The 22205-nt window shown below is 55.9% G+C and carries 21 protein-coding genes and 3 pseudogenes; 12 read left to right on the forward strand and 12 right to left on the reverse strand.

All coding sequences use genetic code 11. The annotated features are described in order from the left end of the window. Positions 1-86: 86 nt before the first annotated feature. A complete protein-coding gene (nifW, locus tag AB4Y40_RS37570) occupies positions 87-425 on the reverse strand; it encodes a nitrogenase stabilizing/protective protein NifW (RefSeq protein ID WP_368692158.1) in 339 nt (112 codons plus the stop codon). Positions 426-941: 516 nt separating this feature from the next. Continuing rightward, positions 942-1442: an Lrp/AsnC family transcriptional regulator gene (locus AB4Y40_RS37575; RefSeq protein ID WP_368692159.1), complete on the reverse strand. Its 501-nt coding sequence runs from the start codon at positions 1440-1442 to the stop codon at positions 942-944. Positions 1443-2014: 572 nt separating this feature from the next. On the opposite strand from AB4Y40_RS37575, the gene AB4Y40_RS37580 reads away from it, so the two are divergent. The 4 genes and pseudogenes from AB4Y40_RS37580 (at position 2015) to AB4Y40_RS37595 (ending at position 5556) form a co-directional block, all read left to right on the forward strand. Next, the gene (locus AB4Y40_RS37580) at positions 2015-2392 is read left to right on the forward strand and encodes a HesB/IscA family protein (protein WP_368692160.1); all 378 of its coding nucleotides are present in this window, start codon (positions 2015-2017) and stop codon (positions 2390-2392) included. 184 nt (positions 2393-2576) lie between these two features. Next, entirely contained in the window at positions 2577-2891 is a 315-nt protein-coding gene (locus AB4Y40_RS37585) for an ATP-binding protein (protein WP_368692161.1), read from the forward strand. A gap of 448 nt (positions 2892-3339) precedes the next feature. Beyond that, positions 3340-4467, forward strand: a pseudogene (locus AB4Y40_RS37590) (IS630 family transposase). 30 nt (positions 4468-4497) lie between these two features. Beyond that, positions 4498-5556 (forward strand): IS630 family transposase, encoded by a 1059-nt coding sequence (locus AB4Y40_RS37595; protein ID WP_368692162.1) that lies wholly within the window; start codon positions 4498-4500, stop codon positions 5554-5556. Between the two features lie 261 nt (positions 5557-5817). On the opposite strand, the gene nifK is transcribed toward AB4Y40_RS37595, so the two are convergent. The 3 genes from nifK to nifH all read right to left on the reverse strand — a co-directional run bounded on the left by nifK (position 5818) and on the right by nifH (position 9873). Then, complete coding sequence (gene nifK / locus AB4Y40_RS37600) at positions 5818-7377, reverse strand: nitrogenase molybdenum-iron protein subunit beta (protein WP_368692163.1); 1560 nt, start codon at positions 7375-7377, stop codon at positions 5818-5820. 71 nt (positions 7378-7448) lie between these two features. Beyond that, entirely contained in the window at positions 7449-8912 is a 1464-nt protein-coding gene (gene nifD / locus AB4Y40_RS37605; protein WP_368692164.1) for a nitrogenase molybdenum-iron protein alpha chain, read from the reverse strand. A gap of 79 nt (positions 8913-8991) precedes the next feature. Further along, positions 8992-9873 (reverse strand): nitrogenase iron protein, encoded by an 882-nt coding sequence (nifH, locus tag AB4Y40_RS37610; RefSeq protein WP_368692165.1) that lies wholly within the window; start codon positions 9871-9873, stop codon positions 8992-8994. Between the two features lie 445 nt (positions 9874-10318). On the opposite strand from nifH, the gene AB4Y40_RS37615 reads away from it, so the two are divergent. The 4 genes from AB4Y40_RS37615 to AB4Y40_RS37630 all read left to right on the forward strand — a co-directional run bounded on the left by AB4Y40_RS37615 (position 10319) and on the right by AB4Y40_RS37630 (position 13444). After that, positions 10319-10927: a hypothetical protein gene (locus AB4Y40_RS37615; RefSeq protein WP_368692166.1), complete on the forward strand. Its 609-nt coding sequence runs from the start codon at positions 10319-10321 to the stop codon at positions 10925-10927. A gap of 89 nt (positions 10928-11016) precedes the next feature. Continuing rightward, positions 11017-11598, forward strand: a complete 582-nt coding sequence (locus AB4Y40_RS37620) for an ankyrin repeat domain-containing protein (protein ID WP_368692167.1) — start codon at positions 11017-11019, stop codon at positions 11596-11598. Positions 11599-11610: 12 nt separating this feature from the next. After that, entirely contained in the window at positions 11611-11853 is a 243-nt protein-coding gene (locus AB4Y40_RS37625) for a zinc ribbon domain-containing protein (RefSeq protein ID WP_368692168.1), read from the forward strand. Positions 11854-12079: 226 nt separating this feature from the next. Next, complete coding sequence (locus AB4Y40_RS37630) at positions 12080-13444, forward strand: neprosin family prolyl endopeptidase (protein WP_368692169.1); 1365 nt, start codon at positions 12080-12082, stop codon at positions 13442-13444. 523 nt (positions 13445-13967) lie between these two features. Here the strand turns inward: AB4Y40_RS37630 and AB4Y40_RS37635 are convergent. From AB4Y40_RS37635 to nifB, 7 genes and pseudogenes are all read right to left on the reverse strand, one after another. Beyond that, positions 13968-14543: pseudogene (locus AB4Y40_RS37635) on the reverse strand (transposase). Between the two features lie 357 nt (positions 14544-14900). Next, positions 14901-15167, reverse strand: coding sequence for a hypothetical protein (locus AB4Y40_RS37640; RefSeq protein ID WP_368692170.1), 267 nt, complete (start codon positions 15165-15167; stop codon positions 14901-14903). Between the two features lie 13 nt (positions 15168-15180). After that, a complete protein-coding gene (gene nifT / locus AB4Y40_RS37645; protein WP_368692171.1) occupies positions 15181-15399 on the reverse strand; it encodes a putative nitrogen fixation protein NifT in 219 nt (72 codons plus the stop codon). Positions 15400-15515: 116 nt separating this feature from the next. Continuing rightward, complete coding sequence (locus AB4Y40_RS37650; protein ID WP_368692172.1) at positions 15516-15980, reverse strand: nitrogen fixation protein NifZ; 465 nt, start codon at positions 15978-15980, stop codon at positions 15516-15518. After that, positions 15977-16387 carry a HesB/IscA family protein gene (locus AB4Y40_RS37655; RefSeq protein WP_368692173.1) on the reverse strand — a complete coding sequence of 137 codons (411 nt, stop codon included), beginning with the start codon at positions 16385-16387 and terminating at the stop codon, positions 15977-15979. Before AB4Y40_RS37655 ends, AB4Y40_RS37650 begins: the two co-directional genes overlap by 4 nt. Positions 16388-16452: 65 nt before the next feature. Further along, positions 16453-16647: a 4Fe-4S binding protein gene (locus AB4Y40_RS37660; protein ID WP_368692174.1), complete on the reverse strand. Its 195-nt coding sequence runs from the start codon at positions 16645-16647 to the stop codon at positions 16453-16455. Positions 16648-16714: 67 nt separating this feature from the next. Beyond that, positions 16715-18316, reverse strand: a complete 1602-nt coding sequence (nifB, locus tag AB4Y40_RS37665) for a nitrogenase cofactor biosynthesis protein NifB (protein WP_368692175.1) — start codon at positions 18314-18316, stop codon at positions 16715-16717. Between the two features lie 408 nt (positions 18317-18724). On the opposite strand from nifB, the gene nifV reads away from it, so the two are divergent. The 4 genes and pseudogenes from nifV (at position 18725) to AB4Y40_RS37685 (ending at position 22203) form a co-directional block, all read left to right on the forward strand. Further along, entirely contained in the window at positions 18725-19861 is a 1137-nt protein-coding gene (gene nifV / locus AB4Y40_RS37670) for a homocitrate synthase (protein ID WP_368692176.1), read from the forward strand. A 151-nt stretch (positions 19862-20012) separates the two neighbouring features. After that, positions 20013-20187, forward strand: a pseudogene (locus AB4Y40_RS37675) (nitrogenase-stabilizing/protective protein NifW). Positions 20188-20242: 55 nt separating this feature from the next. Further along, positions 20243-21094, forward strand: a complete 852-nt coding sequence (locus AB4Y40_RS37680; protein WP_368692177.1) for a nitrogen fixation protein FixA — start codon at positions 20243-20245, stop codon at positions 21092-21094. Beyond that, a complete protein-coding gene (locus AB4Y40_RS37685; protein ID WP_368692178.1) occupies positions 21091-22203 on the forward strand; it encodes an electron transfer flavoprotein subunit alpha/FixB family protein in 1113 nt (370 codons plus the stop codon). Before AB4Y40_RS37680 ends, AB4Y40_RS37685 begins: the two co-directional genes overlap by 4 nt. Positions 22204-22205 lie beyond the last annotated feature (2 nt).

The following is a 22205-nucleotide window of genomic DNA, read 5'->3' on the forward strand; positions in this document are numbered from 1 at the left end:
AGTCAACCGCACTTCACAACGTTCATCAAGCGAGGAGTCGTATCGTGACGACTCAGACAAGCACCAATATGGCTCGCTCACCAACTTCAATTGTTAGCCCGAGCCGGCAGGGATTCACGCAGGCGATCAAGAGAGATATGCCGCTCTCCGTCGGCTTCCTGAAGAACCCTGAACACCTTTTGCTCAGCGGGCGTGGAAATGACAAAGTCGTTATACGCTTTCAACAGGAGATTTCGATAAACCAAGAATAAGGTTGCGTCGTGATCCGCTGACAGGTCCTCCGCCTGTTTGATGTACTGGAAGAAACGCCTTAGTATATGTAATCGACTTACGTCCACCACCTTGTCGTCATATGAGATGGCGAAGAATCGGAAAAAGTCCTCAGCCGACGAAAGCCGGTGCAGTTTATCAACCAGTACCTTCATGTTGTTGCTCCGTATGACAAAGTTGGCCGCGAAGCCGTCCGTAGCGAGGCGGCGAGTTTTATGCCACCGTTAAGCGCTTTCACATTGACGAAAGGGCCTAACTTGTCTGTGCCTTCTGACTTAGTGGCCGACCGGCACGCAAGGACCATGCCTGCCCTACCTAAACCTGGAACGTGTTTCCCCGCATGTCCATCGCCATTCCCGATTACCGTAACAGGACGGGCGGTGTCACGTTGCCTCTGTCTGAATTGTCTGAATTGTGACAGCGCGGCGCGTTGCGCGAAGTACATCCAGTCGGCTCGGTTGCCGGCGAAACTTTACTGAACATGCGTTGGGACGTTGCTGGCCTGCTCGCGCTACTACGAACGGTCTTCATCGCCGGATAGGTCAATAGTTTATCCGTCACGAGTTTGGTCTTCGGAAGCCAGCGAGCGATTCGAAGCGTGTCGTTTGGTTACGACCAGAACCTGTCTGTTGATTGACACAGGTCAAGCCTACCTTTTCAAGCGTTTGCCGTTACAGCGGTATCGCCTGCGTCGATAAGACTTCCTTTAATACCTTGAAGCTACGCAGTTCCCGTACTCCCGGCAGGTGCAACAATTGTGCAGCATGCAACCGGTTGAAGCTTTCATTGCCGCGTGCTCGAACGAGCAAGACATAGTCAAACTTCCCGCTCACAGCGTGGCACGCAACGCAGCCCGACACCTTCTGCGCCGCTTTCTCGAATGCGGCAAACGCCTCGGGCGTCGAGCCGTCCAGCACGATCCCGATTACCGCGAACATGCCCACGCCGAGAGCCTTCGCGTCGAGCCGTGCGACGACTCTTCGTATTAGTCCCGTCTTCTTGAGCCGTTCCACGCGCCGCAGGCACGCAGGCGCACTGCGTTTCACTTTCGCTGCTAGGCTGACAATCGATAGCGACGCATCTTGCTGCAAGTGTCTGAGGATCGCGCGGTCTACGGAATCCAAGTCGGCTATGCCCTTCTGGGCGGCGACTGAATTCGTTATCAATTTCATTTGCACTCATCTCCCATCTGTTGAATTCGATGGCATCCGAAAAATGTATCGTTTTTCCATGCGTTATCCGTGAAACTCGTTTTCCCTGAGCGAGCGTCGCCTGCGCCAACCATTCTAATGCGCTAACTTCGCGCCGTTATTCCGCCTGCGTTTTCTGAGCGTGGAGATAGCTTCTCTGTGTATAGGACAAACTTAGTTTAACGTCGAATGTCGACGTCCAAGATAGCGAACTTCAACTGGTAAAATAGAACGTCTATTGACTCGCGATGAGTCGCAAGGCTCACGTCGGGGTTTTCGCTCACTTGTTTGCTATGGCGCAAGGAGATCTCCGCCGTGCCGTTCCGCGCATCGCTTCACTCTTGGTGACGACGTCTGGGGAGAGTTCAACGGCGTGAATAATTTGGCATGTCGCTACACAGCCTCCGGATGCACACTCGCCTCAGCAATCTAATTCCGTACCTGAGCAGTAGTATTTCGAGCGAGTGTTGTGGCGCATTACTTGCTTTCTTTCCTCGCGCAGAGTCACATTGTCAAGACGGATATAGTTCTCTATTAATCTTCCAGGAAAATCTATGATTTCCCAACGATCAAGCATATCGACAGAACCCGCGTGTGAATTTTTTACATTCACGGCCCGAGCAGCAAAAGAAGCGGCCGAGCTTGTCACGCAGAGCCACGAAGCGCCGCTTTATATTCGACTGCGTGCTGAATTTCATGCGGGAGGACAGCTAGAATATTTTATTGTCCTAGTTGACTCCGTAAGCGATTCCGACACGAAAGTGTTTACACAGGGCCTCACTGTGTTCGTGGACGAGACTAGCCTACGTTATTTTATCGGCACGCGGATCGACTATGAGGAAGATACCCCGCTTCCGCGCTTCGTGATTGAAAGTCCGAGCGCATCAACATCCTGCGGCCGCAGTGAATCATTTTCCTCATGTCCACGCTAACATCGTAGCATGCCGATATTTATACCGCTTGCACGTGGTCTCGATGCAGAACAAGATGGTGAATCGGCGACGCGCGGACCACCGAATGCAATGAGACTCGTGCAAGCCTCGGTTGGTTTGCGCGTTGGTATAAACAGCACCGGAATGAACGCACTTACGGGTTCATTCAGTCACCTAACACCCGTTGCCAGCCATATGTGAGTACCGCTGGGCGAGCAATCATGCTGGCATCAGCCTACGGAGCACGAGTCGCAACGGCGCTGGATCGACGCCATACCGTGGCGCGAACACGGGGTACCGGGTTCAATCTCGATGCGAGACGCTGCCGGCAAGAGCGGCGGACTCGACAAGGGTCTCGTCGCTCGCCAGCTTTGACTGGATCCGCAACGCAGAGAACCTGATCCTGACAGGGCCACTGGCACCGGGAAAGACTGCTCCAGCAGACTACACGGCCTTTCCGTGCTGTACGTGGGCTTCACCCGGCAATTTGAGGTATTGAAGCGACGATCACGCCCGCACGCTGTACTCGACCATTACCAACCAATTTCCCTCGAGCACTGGCGCGCCCGGCTCAAAACCCCCACGCTTGCCGATATGATACTGAACATCCATTTAGCTCACAAGCTTGCAGCGAAGAGGCGATTCGATGCGCAAGAAGGACGCGCCTGTTCCGATAGTGAACAGTCGCAGCAGAATTGAACTCTACGCCGCACGCCCCTAGCCTGTTCGACTCACCGAAACGGCCACTCAACTCGCCGGAAGTAGGCAACTGCACCTCAGTCCTGGACGACGGTTCGAAATCGCAACAAACTTCATGGCGATCAAATTGATCGGGATCGACGTGGCGAACGCGCGGACCTTCCAGTTCTTCTCACCCCACTCAATAGCCATGTCTAGGCGGCCACCTAGTCCAGTGAACCAATGAAATTGCACTGGTCTAATAATGCATGTGCAAAATGAATCTGAGTGAAACCGAGCGCGAAGAACTGATGTCGATTCAGCGCAGCCGCACAATGACCGTTGGCGAGGTGAGGCGTGCGCGGTTGATCCTGCTCGACGAAGGAGCCTCGCGGGCGGCGATCATGGCCGAATTGCGATGCGATTCGCGTTTCATCACAACGTGGCAATCGCGTTTCAGTGAGCGCCTTGCTGGCCTGTACGGCAGACATCCAGGCCGTGTGCCGCGATCTGACCTCGCGGGCCTTGAAGCGAGAGTGCTCGACTACGCGCTGCGACGCAAGCCGGCCGACGGCTCGACGCACTGGAGCAGCCGCAAACTGGCGGCACAGCTGGGCATGGCCTTCATGACCGTGCAACGTAACTGACGCAAGCACGACATTCGGCCACATCGTCTCGATACGCACATGGTGTCCAACGATCCTGACTTTGAGACCAAGGCCGCCGATGTGATCGGGCTGTACCTCAATCCGCCGTTGCATTCGGTGGTGTTCTGCGTGGACGAGAAGACAGCCATCCAGGCGCTGGATCGCAAGGACCGGATGTTGCCGCTCTCGCCCGGGCGTGCCGAGAGTCATGGCTTTGAATACAAACGCAACGGCACCCTGAGCCTGTTCGCGGCATTGAATGTCGCCACCGGCGAAGTGCTGGGCAAAACCGCGCCGCGCCATACCAGCGCCCAGTTTGTTGCGTTCCTCACCGAGGTAGTATCGGCGCAGCCACGCGGAAAGGAGATTCACGTGATATGTGACAACGTGAGCAGCCATAAAACCGACGCTGTTCAAATATTTCTGGCCGACCATCCGAAGGTCTCGATACATTACACGCCCACGTATTCGTCATGGCTGAATCAGGTCGAGAACTGGTTTGCCCGCATCCAGCGCGACGTCATTGCGCGTGGCGTATTCACCAGCACCAGGGATCTCGACAAAAAGCTCATGCGGTACATACGTCAATACGATAAGCAGGCACTCCCATTGAAATGGAAGTACTTCGATCCATCGCGGCGAATCCGGTGCAATTCATCTGGTTCAACGGACCTAGCGCCGTATTCGTCCACGGAGGGTTGTGTTAGACGCGTCCATTTGCGTGTTCCTCGGAGAAGACTAGTCCATTGAACCAATGAAATTGCACTGATCTAATAGTGCATGGGCAAAATGAATCTGAGTGAAACCGAGCGCGAAGAGCTGATGTCGATGCAGCGCAGCCGCACGATGGCTGTTGGCCAGGTGAGGCGTGCGCGGTTGATCTTGCTGCTCGACGAAGGGGCCTCGCGTGCGGAGATCATGGCCGAATTGCGCTGCGATTCGCGTTTCATCACAACGTGGCAAACGCGTTTCACCAGTGAGCGTTTGGCTGGCCTGTACGGCAGGCATCCAGGCCGCGCGCCGCGACCTGACCTGGCGGGCCTTGAAGCGAGAGTGCTCGACTACACGCTGCGACGCAAGCCGGCCGACGGTTCGACGCACTGGAGCAGCCGCAAACTGGCGGCACAGCTGGGTATGGCCTTCATGACGGTGCAACGTATCTGGCGCAAGCACGACATTCGGCCACATCGTCTCGATACCCATATGGTGTCCAACGATCCCGACTTTCAGGCCAAGGCCGCCGATGTGATCGGGCTGTATCTCAATCCGCCTTTGTATGCTGTGGTGTTCTGCGTGGACGAGAAGACGGCCATCCAGGCGCTGGATCGCAAGGACCGGATGTTGCCACTCTCGCCCGGGCGCGCCGAGAGTCATGGCTTCGAATACAAACGCAACGGAACCCTGAGCCTGTTCGCCGCATTGAATGTCGCCACTGGTGAGGTGCTGGGCAAAACTGCGCCACGCCATACCAGTGCTCAGTTCGTTGCGTTCCTCACCGAGGTGGTATCGGCCCAGCCGCGCGGAAAGGAGATTCACGTAATCTGCGATAACGTGAGCAGCCACAAAACCGACGCCGTTCAAACATTTCTGGCTGACCATCCGAGAGTCTCGATACATTACACGCCCACGTATTCGTCATGGCTGAATCAGGTGGAGAACTGGTTTGCCCGCATCCAGCGCGACGTCATTGCGCGTGGCGTATTCACCAGCACCAGGGATCTCGACAAAAAGCTCATGCGTTATATACGCCAGTACAACAAGCAGGCACTTCCATTGAAATGGAAGTACTCCGATCCATCCCGGCGAATCCGGTGCAATTCATCCGGTTCAACGGACTAGCGTGCGATTCCCGCTTTACACCAGCAGGACTTGCTTCCGCTGCCCTCTCTCATTGAATCAAGTTAATTCAGCGAGATTTGCAACTTCCAGCAAGCGCTTTTAGAGCAAGGTTGCGAATCGGACTACGGAGCGCGGCCATACCTGGGTGCTGTGGACGACTAGTCAAAAAGTCGTGCGGACCGCGCCCTGCTGAGCGGCCGCGCACGATCGCCCACGTCGAGGGGCTGGGCAAACCAAGCCTAGGAAACAACCATCCTGCCATCATCGAACAATGTCATAACTGTAATCAGTCTTCGCAATATCAATCGTACTAGCATCGAGCTTCTCGAAGAATTCGTCAAGTAGTGCCAATAGAACGCGCAATGCTCCCTCATACCCCCAAGTCGGAAAGCGGTGATAGTGATGCCGGTCAAAAATAGGAAACGCGAGTCGCACTAGCGGTGTCCCCGTATCACGCTCCAGGTACTTCCCGTGAGTGTTGCCGATCAGGAAATCGACTGGTTCGGTAAACAGCAGCGAGCGCAGATGCCAGAGATCGCGCTTCGGATAGGCGTTGCATCCGGCCCCGTATGGCGACGCGTCTAACAACGCCCTGACCTTCTCGGCCCAGCCGTCGTTACCGTTTGTCGACACAACATGCACCGGCTCTGCACCGCACTCGAGCAAGAATTGCGTGTAACCTAGCATCTGGTCAGGATCGCCGAAGAGCGCATAGCGTTTGCCATGGAGAATAGCCTGACTGTCCGCCATTGCATCAACGAGTTGCCCCCGCTCCCTCTCCAGTTCAGGTGGAATCGGTTGGCCCGTGACACGGGATATCTCCATGAGGAAATGGTCGGTGCCAGCAACGCCGACTGGGGAATTAAGCACAATTACCTCTTGGCCGTGTTCCACGATATACTTCGCCGTCTTTTCGCAGCAATACTCTTGGAAAATGAACGTTGCTTTCGCATTCAGAGCACGTTCAACTTCTTCCTTCGTTGTCCCACCCTCGTACATGCGGAATTCTCCATCCGTTGGCGTATTCCATGTATCGGAAGGATCGCAGATGATGTTGACCCTCACGCCGAACAGATCGAAGATACGACGAATCTCCTTGATGTTGCCCACCACGAAACCGTCAAAGCCACCGATAAAATTTACACTCTCGTCCTGCACACGCATGAGTGGTGTTGCGGTACCGGCCTTCCCGTCCCAGAAGTGTTTGAGAATGCCGAGTAGAGCATTGTCATAACCCGTCACGTGACTGCCGACAAACGCGGGCGTATGAGCGAACGGCACATCGTAGTCTTGCGGAACGCTCCCCTTCTGCTTACTGTTCTTGATGAATGCATCGAGGTCGTCACCGATGACTTCTGCCATGCAGGTCGTCGATACGGCGATCATCTCGGGCTTATAAAGGTTGTATGCATTCGCCAGACCGTCGATCATATTATTGAGGCCCCCGAAGACCGCCGCGTCTTCTGTCATCGACGAACTCACGCACGACGTCGGTTCCTTGAAGTGCCGAGAAAAGTGTGAGCGGTAATAGGCCACGCAGCCCTGAGAGCCGTGCACGAACGGCAGTGTTTTATGAAAGCCGTTTGCCACGAATACCGCCCCCAGAGGCTGGCAGGCCTTCGCGGGATTGATGGTTAGCGAGTCGCGCGCGAAGTTCTTCTGCTTGTAGTCTTCAGTCTTCGTCCATTCGGCAACCTCCCTCACTGCCTCATCAGGATGACCGAACTCAAAATCTTGCTTCTTGTTGCGCAAAAGCGCCTGATATTCCGGCTCGCGAAAGAGCAGTTCGTGATCGAGAATGTTGTCGCTTGATTGGGGCATGACTCGCTCCTGAATCGATTTCCTGAAGAGCCATCAGGCGACACAACCGTATCGCCAGCGGCCCGCCTAGCTCACACTGCCTTTTTCCACGGCGCCTTGGAAAGAGTCCAGACCGGACTAGAAATTGCAATGTCCATGTCGCGCGCAAAGATCGCGAATCCGTCGTAGCCGTGGTACGGGCCTGAATAATCCCAACTGTGCATCTGGCGGAACGGAACACCCATCTTCTGAAAGACGTATTTTTCCTTGATTCCTGAACCGACGAGGTCCGGCCGCATGCGTTCGACGAACCGCTCGAATTCGTAGCCGGTCACGTCGTCGTAAATTAGCGTGCCGTCGTGAACGTGATGCGTAGTGCGCTGATAGTCATCGTTGTGGGCAAACTCGTAGCCGGTTCCAACGACTTCCATGCCGAGGTCTTCGTACGCCCCGATGATATGACGCGGGCGAAGGCCGCCTACAAAAAGCATCACTTTCTTACCCTCGAGGCGTGGCTTATACCTCGCGATTACCGCATCCATCAGCGGGCGGTATTTGGCGATCACCTTCTCCGCATTGGTCTTAATTGTGTCGTCAAATCGGCTCGCGATCTCCCTCAGGCTCCTTTCAATCATTGTTGGACCGAAAAAGTTGTATTCCAGCCAAGGAATACCATACTTCTCTTCCATATGTCGGCTGATGTAATTCATTGACCGGTAGCAGTGGAGCAGGTTAAGCTTTGCGCGCGGCGTATGCTCCAGTTCAGCGAGCGTACCATCGCCCGACCACTGCGCAATAACGCGCAAACCCATCTCCTCAAGGAGAATGCGGCTTGACCATGCGTCGCCGCCGATATTGTAGTCACCGATGATCGCAACGTCGTACAGAGTTGATTTGAGCGCGGAATGTTTATTCGGGTCGGCACGGTCGAGCACGCAATCGCGAATCGCATCGTTCGCGAGATGATGCCCAAGCGACTGTGATACGCCGCGAAATCCCTCGCAGCGTACGGGTACGATTGTGTGCCCGCCGTACTGCGTGCTCTTCTTCTTCGAGACTGCCTCGATGTCATCGCCGATCAGACCGATCGGGCATTCCGTTTGAACTGATATGCCTCTGTTGAGCGGAAACAGCTCCTGAATCTCATCGACGATTTTGTCGAGTTTCTTGTCGCCACCGAACACGATGTCCTTCTCCTGAAAATCAGAAGTGAACTGCATCGTGACGAACGTATCGACTCCGGTTGTTCCGACATAATAATTGCGGCGCGAACCCCACGAATACTGGCCGCAGCCGACGGGTCCGTGACTGATGTGAATCATGTCCTTGATCGGTCCCCAGACGACGCCCTTCGAACCGGCATATGCGCAGCCGCGAATCGTCATAACACCAGGCAGCGACTTAATGTTGGACTTCACCCCACAGTCCGGCCTACCCTGCTCAAAAGTGCCTAAATGCTTGGCCCGCCGCTTTGCCATCTTTTCCGGGTAAGCTCGCAGCACTTCGTCAATGAGAGCCTTGTGAGCGGCCTTACGTTCTTCAACCGTTGCGGTCATTGCATATCCATAAATGGAGAAATGTGATCGGCGAAATCAGTTGCCGTACGCCGCACGGCAACCGTCATCCCTGCAGCCGTCAGACCGTCAGTTCAGCCGCTGTCTTGCCAACCTTCGACTCATCGACCTGCACCATAATTCCTTTTTCCATCAGGAGATCTTCGAGTTGGTCCATCGTGATCGGCGTTGGGATCACACCATTGCCAGCGTTGTTATGCACCTTCTCTGCAAGCGCGCGATACTCGGCGGCCTGTGCACTCTCTGGCGCGTACTCGATCACCGTCATACGGCGTAGTTCCGCATGCTGCACGATGTTGTCGCGCGGCACGAAGTGGATCAGACGTGTACCGAGCATCGCTGCGAGCGATTCCGCAAGCTCGAATTCCTTGTCTGTCTTGCGCTCATTGCAAATGAGGCCGCCCAAACGCACACCACCGCTGTTAGCATATTTGAGAATTCCTTTTGAGATATTGTTCGCAGCGTACATAGCCATCATCTCGCCTGACATCACAATATAAATCTCCTGTGCCTTGTTCTCTCGAATTGGCATTGCAAAGCCTCCGCACACCACGTCGCCCAGCACATCGTATGAGACGTAGTCCACTCCGTCGTAGGCACCGTTCTCCTCCAGGAAGTTGATCGATGTAATCACACCGCGACCCGCGCAACCGACACCCGGCTCAGGACCGCCCGACTCCACACAGCGTATGTCTTTGTAGCCAATCTTCATGACATCCTCGAGTTCGAGGTCCTCCACCGAGCCAGCTTCCGCCGCGAGGGAGAGAATTGTGTCCTGCGCCTTCGCGTGCAGTATCAGCCGTGTCGAGTCTGCCTTCGGATCGCAGCCGACAATGAGGATCCTTTGCCCGAGGTCGCTGAGCGCCGCGAGCGTGTTTTGCGACGTGGTCGATTTTCCAATCCCGCCCTTTCCGTAGAAAGCGATCTGCCGAAGTTGAACCATCGTGATACTCCATTGAGATAGAAGGATTAAACCAAGGTTGCCAATCAAGGCTGCAAAGCCGCGATCATGTCCTCAGCGTGCAGTGTCCATATGATCTTCTTCTGTGGAGTCACGCATCGGCCGGATGCTGTCCGCGCGAATCGCTATAGTGCAGTTTCTATGCCAAGGCTCCAGAATCGTCGAAGTGCCTTGCAAATCGCGCTTTGAGCAAGCATGCCGGCATGGCGCCTACCGACGTTCGCAGCGTCGGCTTCCTGACAAATCGTGCGTTGTTGTCGCAAACGAGATTTTCACCACCATTGTCGGCCCGCCTCGGTCAATGGCAGCGGGCCAGAAAGGGAGGGATTGGTGGTACGAAAGTTGCGAACGAAACGTCATACTTCTTGACCAATTGCGAACTGTCACTGCCATTTCACAAGTTATTCAAACTTAAGAGGAAAACCAAATGAACGATATGACTATCGACAAGGGCCTTGACCAGACCGTTTTCGCCCGCTTGCAGCGCGAGGGCCGTTTGCTCAATGCAGTGTTCAAGGGTCCCACCAGTACACCTCGTCGCATCGGTTTTCGCGGCGAACTTGCGCTGCGCTTCGGACCGCAACTCGCTGACGAAGCGCGCCCGCCTGAGCTGTCTTGCGAGCAGGTCATGGCAGTGGCCGACGTCGGCAACCCGCATCTCATATTTTTTGCGGGGTGGCTATTGAGCTTCGAAGATCTGAAAGACGTCGCCGAAGTGTTGGGAGACGCACTCTCGCCCAACGGAAAGTACTTTCTGTTCTGCGACAACATCGATCTTTCGAGTCGCTATCAGGCGCACTACCAGGGCGCAGTATTCTATGTCCTGCCTATCGTGGAATCGACGGTCTATAACGAAATACTTGAACTCCTGTATCTCGACAAGGCAGAGCTGAGGAAAAAGGACACCGCGGGAAAACTCGACGCGGTCGCCGATGCTGGGTCGAAGTTCGACTTGTGTTTCGATCCCATCAGTTACGCGCAGGGACTCGAACTGATGGGTCCAGTCCGTGATCCTAACGAAAACAGACCGGTCTAAGCTGCATTTCGCCGCGGTGCTTCTACATGAAGATGCCGCCATGCACACAAGTTACCAAAACGCTCACGTAATCTAACTGGAGAATTTCTATGGCCTTGCTAATCGATGCTGCCGCACGTCGAAAAGGGAACGGTCAAAGCCTCCCGCTCGCTGATGAGGGTCTGCAAGCTCGGCCACGTTCGTCAGTCGCTAGATGGCTGTCGGCACACGACTTTCCGGATGCCCATTCCTGCAGCGTTGACGGCATAACGCCGCTGATGCTCGCAGCGATGCATGGGGAAGACCGTATCGTCGCCGCGTTGCTCGACGAAGGGGCACCGGTCAGTGCGCTCGACGACAACGAAAACGATGCGCTATGGTACGCATGTCTATGCGGAACGCCCGGACCGATTCTACGGTTGGTCAGTGCCGGTCTTAATGTCGATCATGCCAATGCGCATGACGTCACATGCCTGATGCAGGCAGCCGCCAACGGCAGAGTCGACGTCATGTGGTTGCTAATATCCCTTGGTGCGAGTAACAGCTTGGTCGCGCCAGATGGGCGAACTGCTTTCGACATGGCCACGGATTTTGGACTACAGCTGCTGCTAACGGTAGACCGACTCAAAAACGCCATGCGCGAATCGTCGCGTTTCGCCGATGATGCTCCGTCGCACAACCTTGCCCATTGAGGAGAACTTCTCATGCCGCTTTACGACTACGTATGCCGCAACTGCAATTTTCGGTTCGAGACACTCGTACGCACCAATTCGTTGGCGTCCTGTCCGCGCTGTAGCAGTAATGCGATGGATAAGCAGGTCAGCGCACCGTCCGCCCCTCCACGCAACAAGGCACTCATTACGGCAGCACGCCGCCAGGCCGCTCGTGAAGGGCATTTGAGCAATTATTCCGCGGCTGAGCGCATGCAATTATTGCATCGACCTTGAAACGCCACAAGGAGCTGGCGCCTGTCATTCCATATCTGCCTTGCAAAAAAGTTAACTCCAAAATCATATGTCGCCGCAGTCTATTTACCTCATCGCACAAGAATTCTCCGTTGTAAATCCCGACAACGGGAAACAACTCGGTAGACTTGCAAACACAATTCGGTATGCCTCTTCTGTGTGTCTGATCTGGATATTAACATGGACAATGCCCGCATACTCGCAGAGCATGGATTCCCATATCGAATCATTTGACAGATTCATGGCTGACACGAGAGCGGCCGCCGCTCAGGATTTTATTGGTCGCTCTTGGCCCGAGTCTGGGGCGCATCTTGAGTCAGATCATCAACCTCCAATCTCGCGCAACTACAAAGTCAATGATCCGTCTGCTTTTGAAGGGATGCGCCAAGCGATTATTGAACGTTACAATGGAGTACACGTCTCAAGGAGTTTTTTTGCGAACGGCCAAACCTATGACTGCGTTCCGTTGATGGAGCAACCAGCTGTCCGGAGATATCAAATAAGGCAAATCGCAACACCTCCACAGTTAGCGTCAGCGACAAACCTCAACGGTGACTTATCCAGCCGATCGGTAGGGTCGTCTGAACAGTTGCAAAACGGTGTGAATACGCCAAGCTGTGGTACGGGCAGCGTCCCCTTGAATAGAGTCACATTGGAAGAGCTTAGTCGATTTACGACAGTAGATGCATATCACAGAAAGGCGCCTCCACCGATGACCAGGCTCCCGTCAAGCGGCGAATCAGCGAATGCACCCTTTTTCGCGAGTCAATTACTCTCCGCGGATCCCTATGCACACAAATATGCGACATTCGTGCAAAACGTCGAGAATCTCGGGGGCAACGTCACGTTCAATGTCTGGAATCCGAAAGTGGATGCTGCGGCGGGTCAGTATTTCAGTTTGTCCCAGATCTGGATTCTTGGTGGAGACAGAGCCGGCGGCGCAAACCCTCTTCAGTCAGAAGAGACTGGCTGGGTAGTCTCTCCTTCCATGTTTGCGGACAATCTGCCGCACTTCTTCATCTTCAGCACCGCCGATAACTACGTGAACACCGGATGCTGGAACAACAGCTGCGGGGATTTCGTGCAGGTTTCGGAGAAAGCGGTACTCGGGGGCGCGTTAGTTGACATCAGTTCTCCCGGCGGTCAACAGCACGAGTTCAGTGCCGGATATCATCGCGACGCACACGGGAACTGGTGGCTCCTTCGTAACGGAGTCGCGATTGGTTACTACCCCGCGGAGTTCTATCAAGGCGGACAGAACAGTCATAACGCGACGTCGATTGGGTTTGGTACAGAAACAACCGGGCTTACGTCTTGGCCAGGCGCCGGTAGTGGTAATTGGGACAGTCAACTATATGGCCACGCAGCTTATCAGCGCAACCTCTACTACTACGACCTCGCTGATACTGTTGCCTGGGACGATCCGCACTTGTTGGGACAATCGACTTGCTACCACGCGGCCGGGCCATTCAGCAACGGAGATGGCGGCAATATTCCGGCCGATAACTACAATCCAAGTTGGTGGACCCGATACATCTTCGTTGGTGGCCCAGGCGGAACACAGTGCAGATGAAGACGGCATAGAGCGCGTGATTCGTATTGTTCTATGATGCATAGCTCCGCCTAACATCCCGACTCCTCGCGCTTGCGCGGTTTCCACATGTTGCGTTTGGCAATTGGTTCATCGAGGCATCCTACGTGCGCGATGCCGAACGAGGCGGAGAGCTCACCCGGAGCCAGCCTTAAACGGCACACGAGAAGAGAACCGCGCGACACCGACGGTCAACCCACCTTCCCGTGACCAAAAAAACCGGTATTGCAATTCGCAGGCCAAGCGTTCGCCGTCACTGACTAATTGCGTACGTCCGCTTACCGATATTCCGCACTGTCCTCTTCACGTCGAGGCAGGTTGATATCGGCAAATACAGGCGAGGCCCTAACAGGTTGCGGAAATGCACCCGCGACGGAAGCGGGCGTATTCGATTTACGCGCCCACCGTTGCTAAATCTTTCGCATTGTGTAATTTCAACGCGAATCCACCTTTTTTTAAGCGTCGTGAGGCCGACTTCTGGCCTCATTGCCGCCTTCTTGCGCCACTATGGGCGCATTTGTGCCAGCGAGCGCATGCGCACGAGGTTGTAGGCCGCCATGTTCAACACGAACATCTGGTCTACCTTCTTCAAGCCACGCACCATCACCTGGCGCGTGCGGCCCACAGTCTTGGTCCAGCCGAAGCTTTGTTCGATCAACTTGCGCTTTTGCTGCGAAATGGCATAGTCCGGCCCACGCCTGGATCAGCGTGCCGTCCACGCTGAAATGTTCACCCGAGAGCAGGCACTTCTTCTGGGCGATGGCCACCCCTCGTCATCCATTGCCAGGCCGATGAACCAGCGAAACAAGAGGTTGTACTGGACTTGCTCCATCAGTTGGCGCTCGGAGCGGATGCTGAAAAGCACTTGAATCAGCGTGGCCCGCAGCAACTTCTCTGGAGCGATGCTCGGCCGCCCGCCCTTTATGTCCGCTTCGTACATCTGGGCGAACAGTCGATCCATCCTCGCCAGCGCGTCGTTCGCCATTACGCGGATCGAACGGAACGGATGCGACTTGGGGACGAAGTCGTCCAGCTTGCGCATGGAAAACAGACTCTCGGTGAATGTGTCGGCGCCGCGCATGGTCTCCGTGGGTGGAGCAAGTGGTGGTCCATCTATCAACGCTTCACGAGCTCTGCGCGATGACGTGTTTCAGCGGTAATTCAGCGGCCTGCTAAGCCGGCCAAGATAATTCCAAGTGCAATCTATGGGATGGGATGTGCAGGGCGCGCTGGTAATTGCGTCACCCGCCCGATGCCCAGCACACGCAGGGCCATCGAGCTGCCGAGCGTCGAGTCACGGTGACAACGGCATCGCTGCGCCGAGCGACCGTAAGCTCGGACGAATCGAGCTCGGACCATTGCTCCAACGACTCGAAAGCCCGCGAAAACAAGCTAGATCGCCGTGGTGTGGTATGCCAGCTCGCAAAGTGCGATTTCTTCAGTCGCCATCGCAAAACGCCTCCTCTGCCAATATGAGGATATCCGCTTGCGCTGCCTCCGTGGTTACATTAATGCAAAAGCCGGTCCATGTCGCTAGATAGACCCGACGACCACGGAACTTGAGGAAGGGCTCCTCATCGCTTAGCTCGACTGCGGTGATCCGAATGATACGCACATCGGGATAGCGCTTTCGCCAAATTACCGCGGCTTCCTGCAACGTCGGTTCGGTACAAACCAGTTCAGTTATCGCATGAATCTGTTCCATAGTAAGGCCCATGTCATTCGCACCCGCCTGACACGCGCCGCGCCTCGACAGTTACCGGAAGCGTGGTATCGCTCGCAAGTTCGGGCAACTGAAACTGCCAGCCGTTAGCAAGCGTAATACGTCCACCCCAGAGCTGCGCTCCATCGATGTAGACGATTGGCTCCTCGAGATCCTTCTTCAGAACATAGGCCCTGAATACACCATTGTCATCCTTTCGGATCGTGACCTTCACGTTTATATCTCCCGGGTTGGTTAAGCGATTCGCGCCAGACGTATGGCTGCAACAACCGGCGGACATGCCGCACGTGCGCAGTACGATGCCGCCTTATCCCACACAAACAGGCCGAGTTAAGGGAGTCCACCATCATCGAACGGCTCGCTAATGCGCTCAGCGCTTAGCGTCGGCATCTGCGCGCAGTTCTCCTTCTCCATATCGGCGTGCCACGAACCGATCCAGCGAAGCGCGTCGGCGCGCCTCCCCAGTTGGGCGAGCACCTCCGGCGGCAGGCGGTCGAGCGTGCAGAGCTCCTTCGCGCGCATTCCAACCCGGCGGTCTCCTTCGAAAAAGTGAACCGCATAGACGTAGAACCGCTGTAGAAACGTGCCGATTGCAGTGACATAACCGGCCTCGCCTTGGCTCACGAGCAGTTCCCCCATAGCCTTACCGTTGTATGTACCGTCGTTACGAATCACGGCGCGTGCAATCACTCGCTCGCCAACGGCGAACCGTGGTGGAAAAGCAAGTTCGACTGCATCGTCGCTCTCAACGTCCCTCACGCCCAGCTCATTTGAATACCGGGATGCACGCTTCATGACACCTCCCGTGGCAATGAGTTACGTCGGCGTCCGATCGCACTCGCGTCGATACGCGAGTCGCTCAACTTGCCTGCGCCATCGCGCGCGCGCGCGGCGACGCCAAATGCTTCGTTGCCCTTGTTGAATGCAAGGCCACACCTGTCTAGTGTTTCGACGAAGTCGACGGTAAAGCCGTCGAGCAACAGCCGACTTTCTGCCGGCAAGAAAATCCGCAGTCCATTGATCTCCGTAGTCTCGTCACCGGGTTGCGCATCGGCGGTGGCGCTCAGTTCGGCTTCGTATCCGGAGCAACCGCCAGTACTCACACAAATACGGACGCCCGCACCGGATGGCAGACCGGAAAAGCGCGCGATACGGTGAAGAAACTTTTCGGCGGCAGGTGTCACTGCAAAATTTGGCAACATGATTTAGAAATCGTCGAATTGAACAATCGTCGGGTACACTGCGCAAGGCAAGCGGAACCGCAGCGCTAGGCCGGCACGATGCACCCGTCCACAGGGCACGCCGCCACGCATTGTGGACTATCGAATTGCCCTTCGCACACGGTACATTTCCTCGGATCAATTGCGAAGACGCCGGCTTTCTCGATGATTGCGACGTTTGGGCATTGCGGCTCGCAAGCCGAGCAGCCAGTGCAGGCGGAGGAAATGATCTTTAGGACCATACCATGGACTCCTTGTGATGATTTTTGGTGTAACCGAGCACGTCGGGACGACTACGCGACCTGCCGCTCAAACAGGGGCGTCTTCTCCCACTCTAGTCAACCCGATCTGTGGGATTGTCGCGTCGCCGCGGTCCATGTGGTCAATTTCGCAAGTCGCGAGACGGCCACAATAGTCGGTGAGCCATGCAAGCGCGGCTTTTTCGATTGGTTCGTGGGCGTACATATCCACGGGTTCGATTCCCGCTTCTAATAGCGACTTCCGTGGGCACAAGCCAATCTTTGCAACCAGCACAGCATGGCAATCGTTGATCGCGTGTATGATCGACCCCAAGTCATCCTCATCGCCATCGCCGCCGCGGCAATAGGCGCCCACGCGGCGGTGCGCGACAAACAGGGCTCCAGCGGCGCTGACCTGGAAAATCTGGAACTCGGAAACGTGGCCGAAATGAGCGTTGACGAGCCCGCCTCCCTTCGTCGCAACGGCAATCCGCACCTCGACATCGCCTAGCACCAGGGTCGCTCCTGACAAGCTTCGTGTCTTATGTTTCATCTCGCGCTCTCCATCGCATTCGGCGTTCACGCGGCGTTGACGTGTACGGCCAAGATCAAGCTTGTCCACGGGGTCCATGTGTTCGATGCTTGCGAGCGAAAACTCGTGATGGCGGTCTTCGCCCAGAAGGCCTACTGCATCTGCACGACATTGCCGGCAATGGCGCATTAGGGCCGCGCCGCCCATGCAGGCGTCCTGCACGGCCTTCAACTCGCGAGCGGTAGGCTCGCGCTGGCCACGGCCACCGAAATACGTGCCGTGCGTAGGATCCGAGATCAGCGGCATGATGTTGTGCAAAAACGCACCCCGCCTTTTTACTTCGCGATTCACTTCGACCAGGTGCTCGTCGTTGATGCCAGGGATGAGTACCGAGTTGATCTTCGTAAGTACGCCACGCGCGCTCAACATGTCGAGCCCTAGCATCTGCCGCTCGTGCAGAATTCGCGCGGCCTCTTCGCCCGTGACTCTTCTGTGATCCCAAAAGATCCATGGATAGATCTTTGCGCCGATGACCGGGTCCACCATGTTGATAGTGATCGTCACGTGATCAATGCCGTAATCGCAAATTTCGTTGACATAGTCAGGCAGAGAAAGGCCGTTCGTCGAAAGACAAAGCTTAATGTCCGGCTTGAGTTCGCGAAGCATACGAAAGGTGTCGAACGTTTTGTTCGGATTGGCCAGTGCATCCCCCGGGCCCGCGATCCCGACGACAGTCAATTGCGGAATCCTCGAGGCGACGGTCATCACCTTTTTCACGGCCTGATCCGGCGCGAGCTTCTCTGATACCACACCAGGCCGCGACTCGTTCGAGCAATCATACTTTCGGTTGCAGTAGTTGCATTGGATATTGCAGGCGGGTGCCACTGCGACATGCATGCGCGCATAATGGCGATGCGCGTCCTCCGAATAACACGGGTGATCTCTAATCCTTTCCCACACCTCCGCACTGATGTTTTCTGGTGCGTCGGTCGAACAGCAACTTGACCCGGCTGGTGCGCCATTTGAATCAGAGCGGCCGTATCCGGCAAGTGGATCCGCGGCCGACACCGATGGCATGATGTGTGTGACTCTGGCGCCGTCGGCCAAGATCAGAGCGCCGGCATTCGCGCAATCGTGCATGGCATCTCTCCGCAATGAACAGTGGGTGTGCCATTGCTCCCAGCGAAATCCATGCCATCGCGAAAACGCACGATGTGCGAGTGGACGATACTTGAAGCCGAGAGCATCGCCGAGTGTTCCGTCGCCATGACACATGGGTAGTCCAGCCACGCTGGCGCTGTGTCTCAGTTCTTATTCATTTGAATTACTCGCGATAAAAGCAACCGCTTTCGCGTTCGCCGATAACTCGATCGGCCAGATTCAAGCGCGACACTGTTGGGAATGGGACATTCCCGACGCGACTTATCACACCACGTACTCCGATTCCCGACATGATGCCTTTCAGGTTCAAACAGAACCATACTCCCGCCGTAGCGTCCCATTGGCACGATGTTTGCAGCGCGATCGACACCTCTCGGGAGACTTGACATGCATCTTCCAATTATTAATGACACGACGCTACGCGATGGTGACCAGGTTGCAGGAGTCGCATTTCGCGCCGAGGAAAAATGCGCGATCGCGAGCGCCTTGTCTCAGGCCGGCGTGCCGGAACTAGAAATCGGGGTTCCCGCAATGGGCGGCGAGGAAATGGCGTGCATAGCGGAAATTTCCGGGTTAAATCTCGGCTCTCGTATAGTCGTCTGGGGACGCCTCACCGAAGGTGACCTCGCGGCGGCATTGCGTTGCAATGCCGATATCGTTCACCTCTCTATCCCTGTTTCGGATATTCATCTGCGCCACAAGCTGCAGCAGTCGCGTACGTGGGTTCTGCATCAAATTGACCGGATAGTCGAGATAGCAATCGGAAGTCGCGCAACCATTTCTCTCGGCATGGAAGACGCCTCGCGCGCGGATCCTTCCTTTGTCATCGAAGTGGCTCAATGCGCACGGCAGCACGGGGTTCAGCGCTCGCGTTTCGCAGACACGGTCGGCGTGCTGGATCCGGTTAAGACATACCACGCGATTGCGGCGCTGCGCGTTGCCGTGGACCTCGAGATCGAAATCCATGCGCACGACGATCTCGGACTTGCCATAGCCAACACGTTGGCGGCCCTTGCGGCAGGCGCAACACATGCCAGCACCACCGTCAACGGTCTTGGCAAGCGAGCCGGCAACGCGGCGCTAGAGGAAGTCGTGATGGGAGCACGTCATCTTCTGCGACGAGATACGGGCGTCGACACTAAAGCGCTGCCCGGTATTTCGTCGCTGGTCGAACATGCGTCGGGCCGAGCCGTCTCCTCTGGAAAAAGCATCGTCGGTCGAGGCGTTTTTACTCACGAAGCGGGAATTCACACGGACGGCTTTTCCAAACACCCCGCAACCTACGAAGGATTCGATCCTGCAGAGGTGGGCCGGCAACGGTCTACAGTGCTCGGCAATCATTCCGGGTCTCAAGGTGTACGTGACGCATATGACGCTTTGGGCCTGAAGGTATCGGAGCGGCTTGTGCCGCTACTGCTACCGCACATCCGGGCCTTCGCCACGCGACATAAGCAGCCGCCTAGCGCAATCGATCTCCGCCGCTTTTTGAGTGAGGTACGGAGCACGCGAGTCAGAGCGTCCTGAAGGCCGCTCATAGCGAGAAACAGACTTAGGAGGAGCAAACCCGTGGAAGGACTCATCCGAGACTTCGTCCACTTTCATCTATGGAGGATTTCCGCGTCTCTTTTGCATTGCCCTCGACAAAAGGATAGTGAGGTTGAACCGCCTGCACATCATGAAACGTTTCTTTCGGTACATCGAACAACAGAACGACACGCCGCCCTCCACGAAGGCTGACCTATCACGGCTTGCTGCGGAAGGCCTGCGACGACTTCGTTGTATCCAGGCCCCCTGAACAACGAGTGTTTAAAGTCTTTAGAAGGTCGCCGACCGGCATGTCGTCTTCCTGAAAAGCCAGTGCGCGTCGCTGTCGGCACCCAGCGGCGTCTGATTAGGAGAATCTCAATGCATATTGTCGTTTGCATCAAGCAAGTACCGGATTCTGCCCAGATTCGGGTTCACCCTGTGACCAACACCATCATGCGGCAAGGCGTGCCGGCGATCGTCAACCCTTACGATCTCTTCTCGCTAGAAGAAGCGTTACGGCTAAAAGACCGCTTCGACGCATGGGTCACGATACTTTCTATGGGACCACCACAGGCCGAGGACGCACTGCGTAAATGCATCAGCTACGGTGCAGACGACGCCGTGCTCATCACCGACCGGTCGTTCGCTGGCGCCGACACGCTCGCCACTTCTTATGCGTTGGCCGCCGCGATCCGCCAGATCGCGAGTGAACGCTCGGTGGATATGATCTTTACGGGCAAACAAACGATCGACGGTGATACAGCCCAAGTCGGCCCGGGCATCGCGACGCGCATGGGCATCCAACTGCTTACCTACGTGTCAAGAATCCTCGAGATTGACCTCGGCAGACGCACGATCATGGCCGAACGCCGTGCTGAAGGGGGCGTTCAGGTACTCGAGACTGCGTTGCCGTGCCTTGTTACTATGCTTGAAAACACGAACGATCTGCGTTTCGCAACACTGCCCAGAGTAATCCATGCCGCTGGCTTCCCCGTACGCAAGTGGAACCGCCAGCAGGCCGGGATCGATGACGTCAGCAAGATCGGGCTGAAGGGTTCACATACCGTCGTACGTAAGGTATTCGGCGCAACGCCGCGTGCAGAAGATGCCGAGATGATCGAATTCGACGAGTCGTGTCTCCACGACGCGGCGGCTCAACTTGTGCGTAAGATCTTTACTCGCCATCCGACGCTAGAGGTGGACCTGCGGCTCACGGAGAGGAATGCATGAATTCGCTTGTTGCTTGGAAACAAAAACCGGCCGAGCCGATCGCACACGCTAACGGCTGCAACGTAGAACTTCCCGACCGTATGAAAGACTATCGGGGCGTGTGGGTCTTCATCGAGCACGATCGTGGCCGTGCGCACAGCGTATCGTGGGAACTGGTCGGTGAGGCTCGCAAGCTCGCCGACAAACTTGGTAGCAACGTCGCTGTCGCGGTACTCGGTGGTACTGAAGAGCCACTCGAGCAATTTGCCGCTGAGGCGTTCACCTTGGGTGCGGACAAAGCGTATGTCATCCACGATCCGGTGTTGCGCGGTTACCGCAACGAACCGTTCACGAAAGGCCTGTCAGATCTGGTTAGCAAGTATTGCCCCGAGATACTGTTGCTCGGTGCGACTTCAATGGGCCGAGATCTCGCGGGCTCTGTCGCAACACGGCTTCTGACTGGCCTTACTGCCGACTGCACTGAGTTGAATATCGATCCCGCCTCGCGTGTACTAGCTGCGACGCGGCCGACCTTCGGCGGCTCTCTGCTTTGTACGATCATGACGCTCGAATCCCGCCCTCAGATGGCGACTGTGCGCCCACGAGTCATGTCCATGCCGCCGGCGCAGCAAGGCCGCAGTGGCGAGATCGTGCAGGAAACGCTCAGGATGATCGAGGCCAATATAGTAACTAAATTGCTTGACTTCATCCCGGACGAGACGAGTGATCAAATCAACCTCGCCTACGCGGACGTGATCGTGAGCGGCGGCAAGGGACTCAAGAATCGCGAGAACTTCATGCTGCTGTTCGAGCTAGCGCAGGTGCTCGGTGGCGAAGTCGGCGCGAGCCGCCCATGCGTGCAGGCGGGTTGGGTCCGAGCCGAACGCCAGATTGGACAGACCGGCAAAACTGTCAGGCCCAAGCTTTATATCGCCGCGGGAATCTCTGGTGCGATCCAGCATCGGGTCGGAATGGAAAGCTCTGACGTCATCGTCGCAATCAACACCGACCCAAACGCACCGATTTTTGATTACGCGCACTACGGCATTTTGGGGGACGCAATGCGCGTACTACCGGAACTAACACAGGCCTTTAAGCAACACCTGACACCGCAGCGGCTAGACTCGTAAGG

The sequence above is a fragment of the Paraburkholderia sp. EG287B genome, from assembly GCF_040965595.1.
GTDB lineage: Bacteria > Pseudomonadota > Gammaproteobacteria > Burkholderiales > Burkholderiaceae > Paraburkholderia.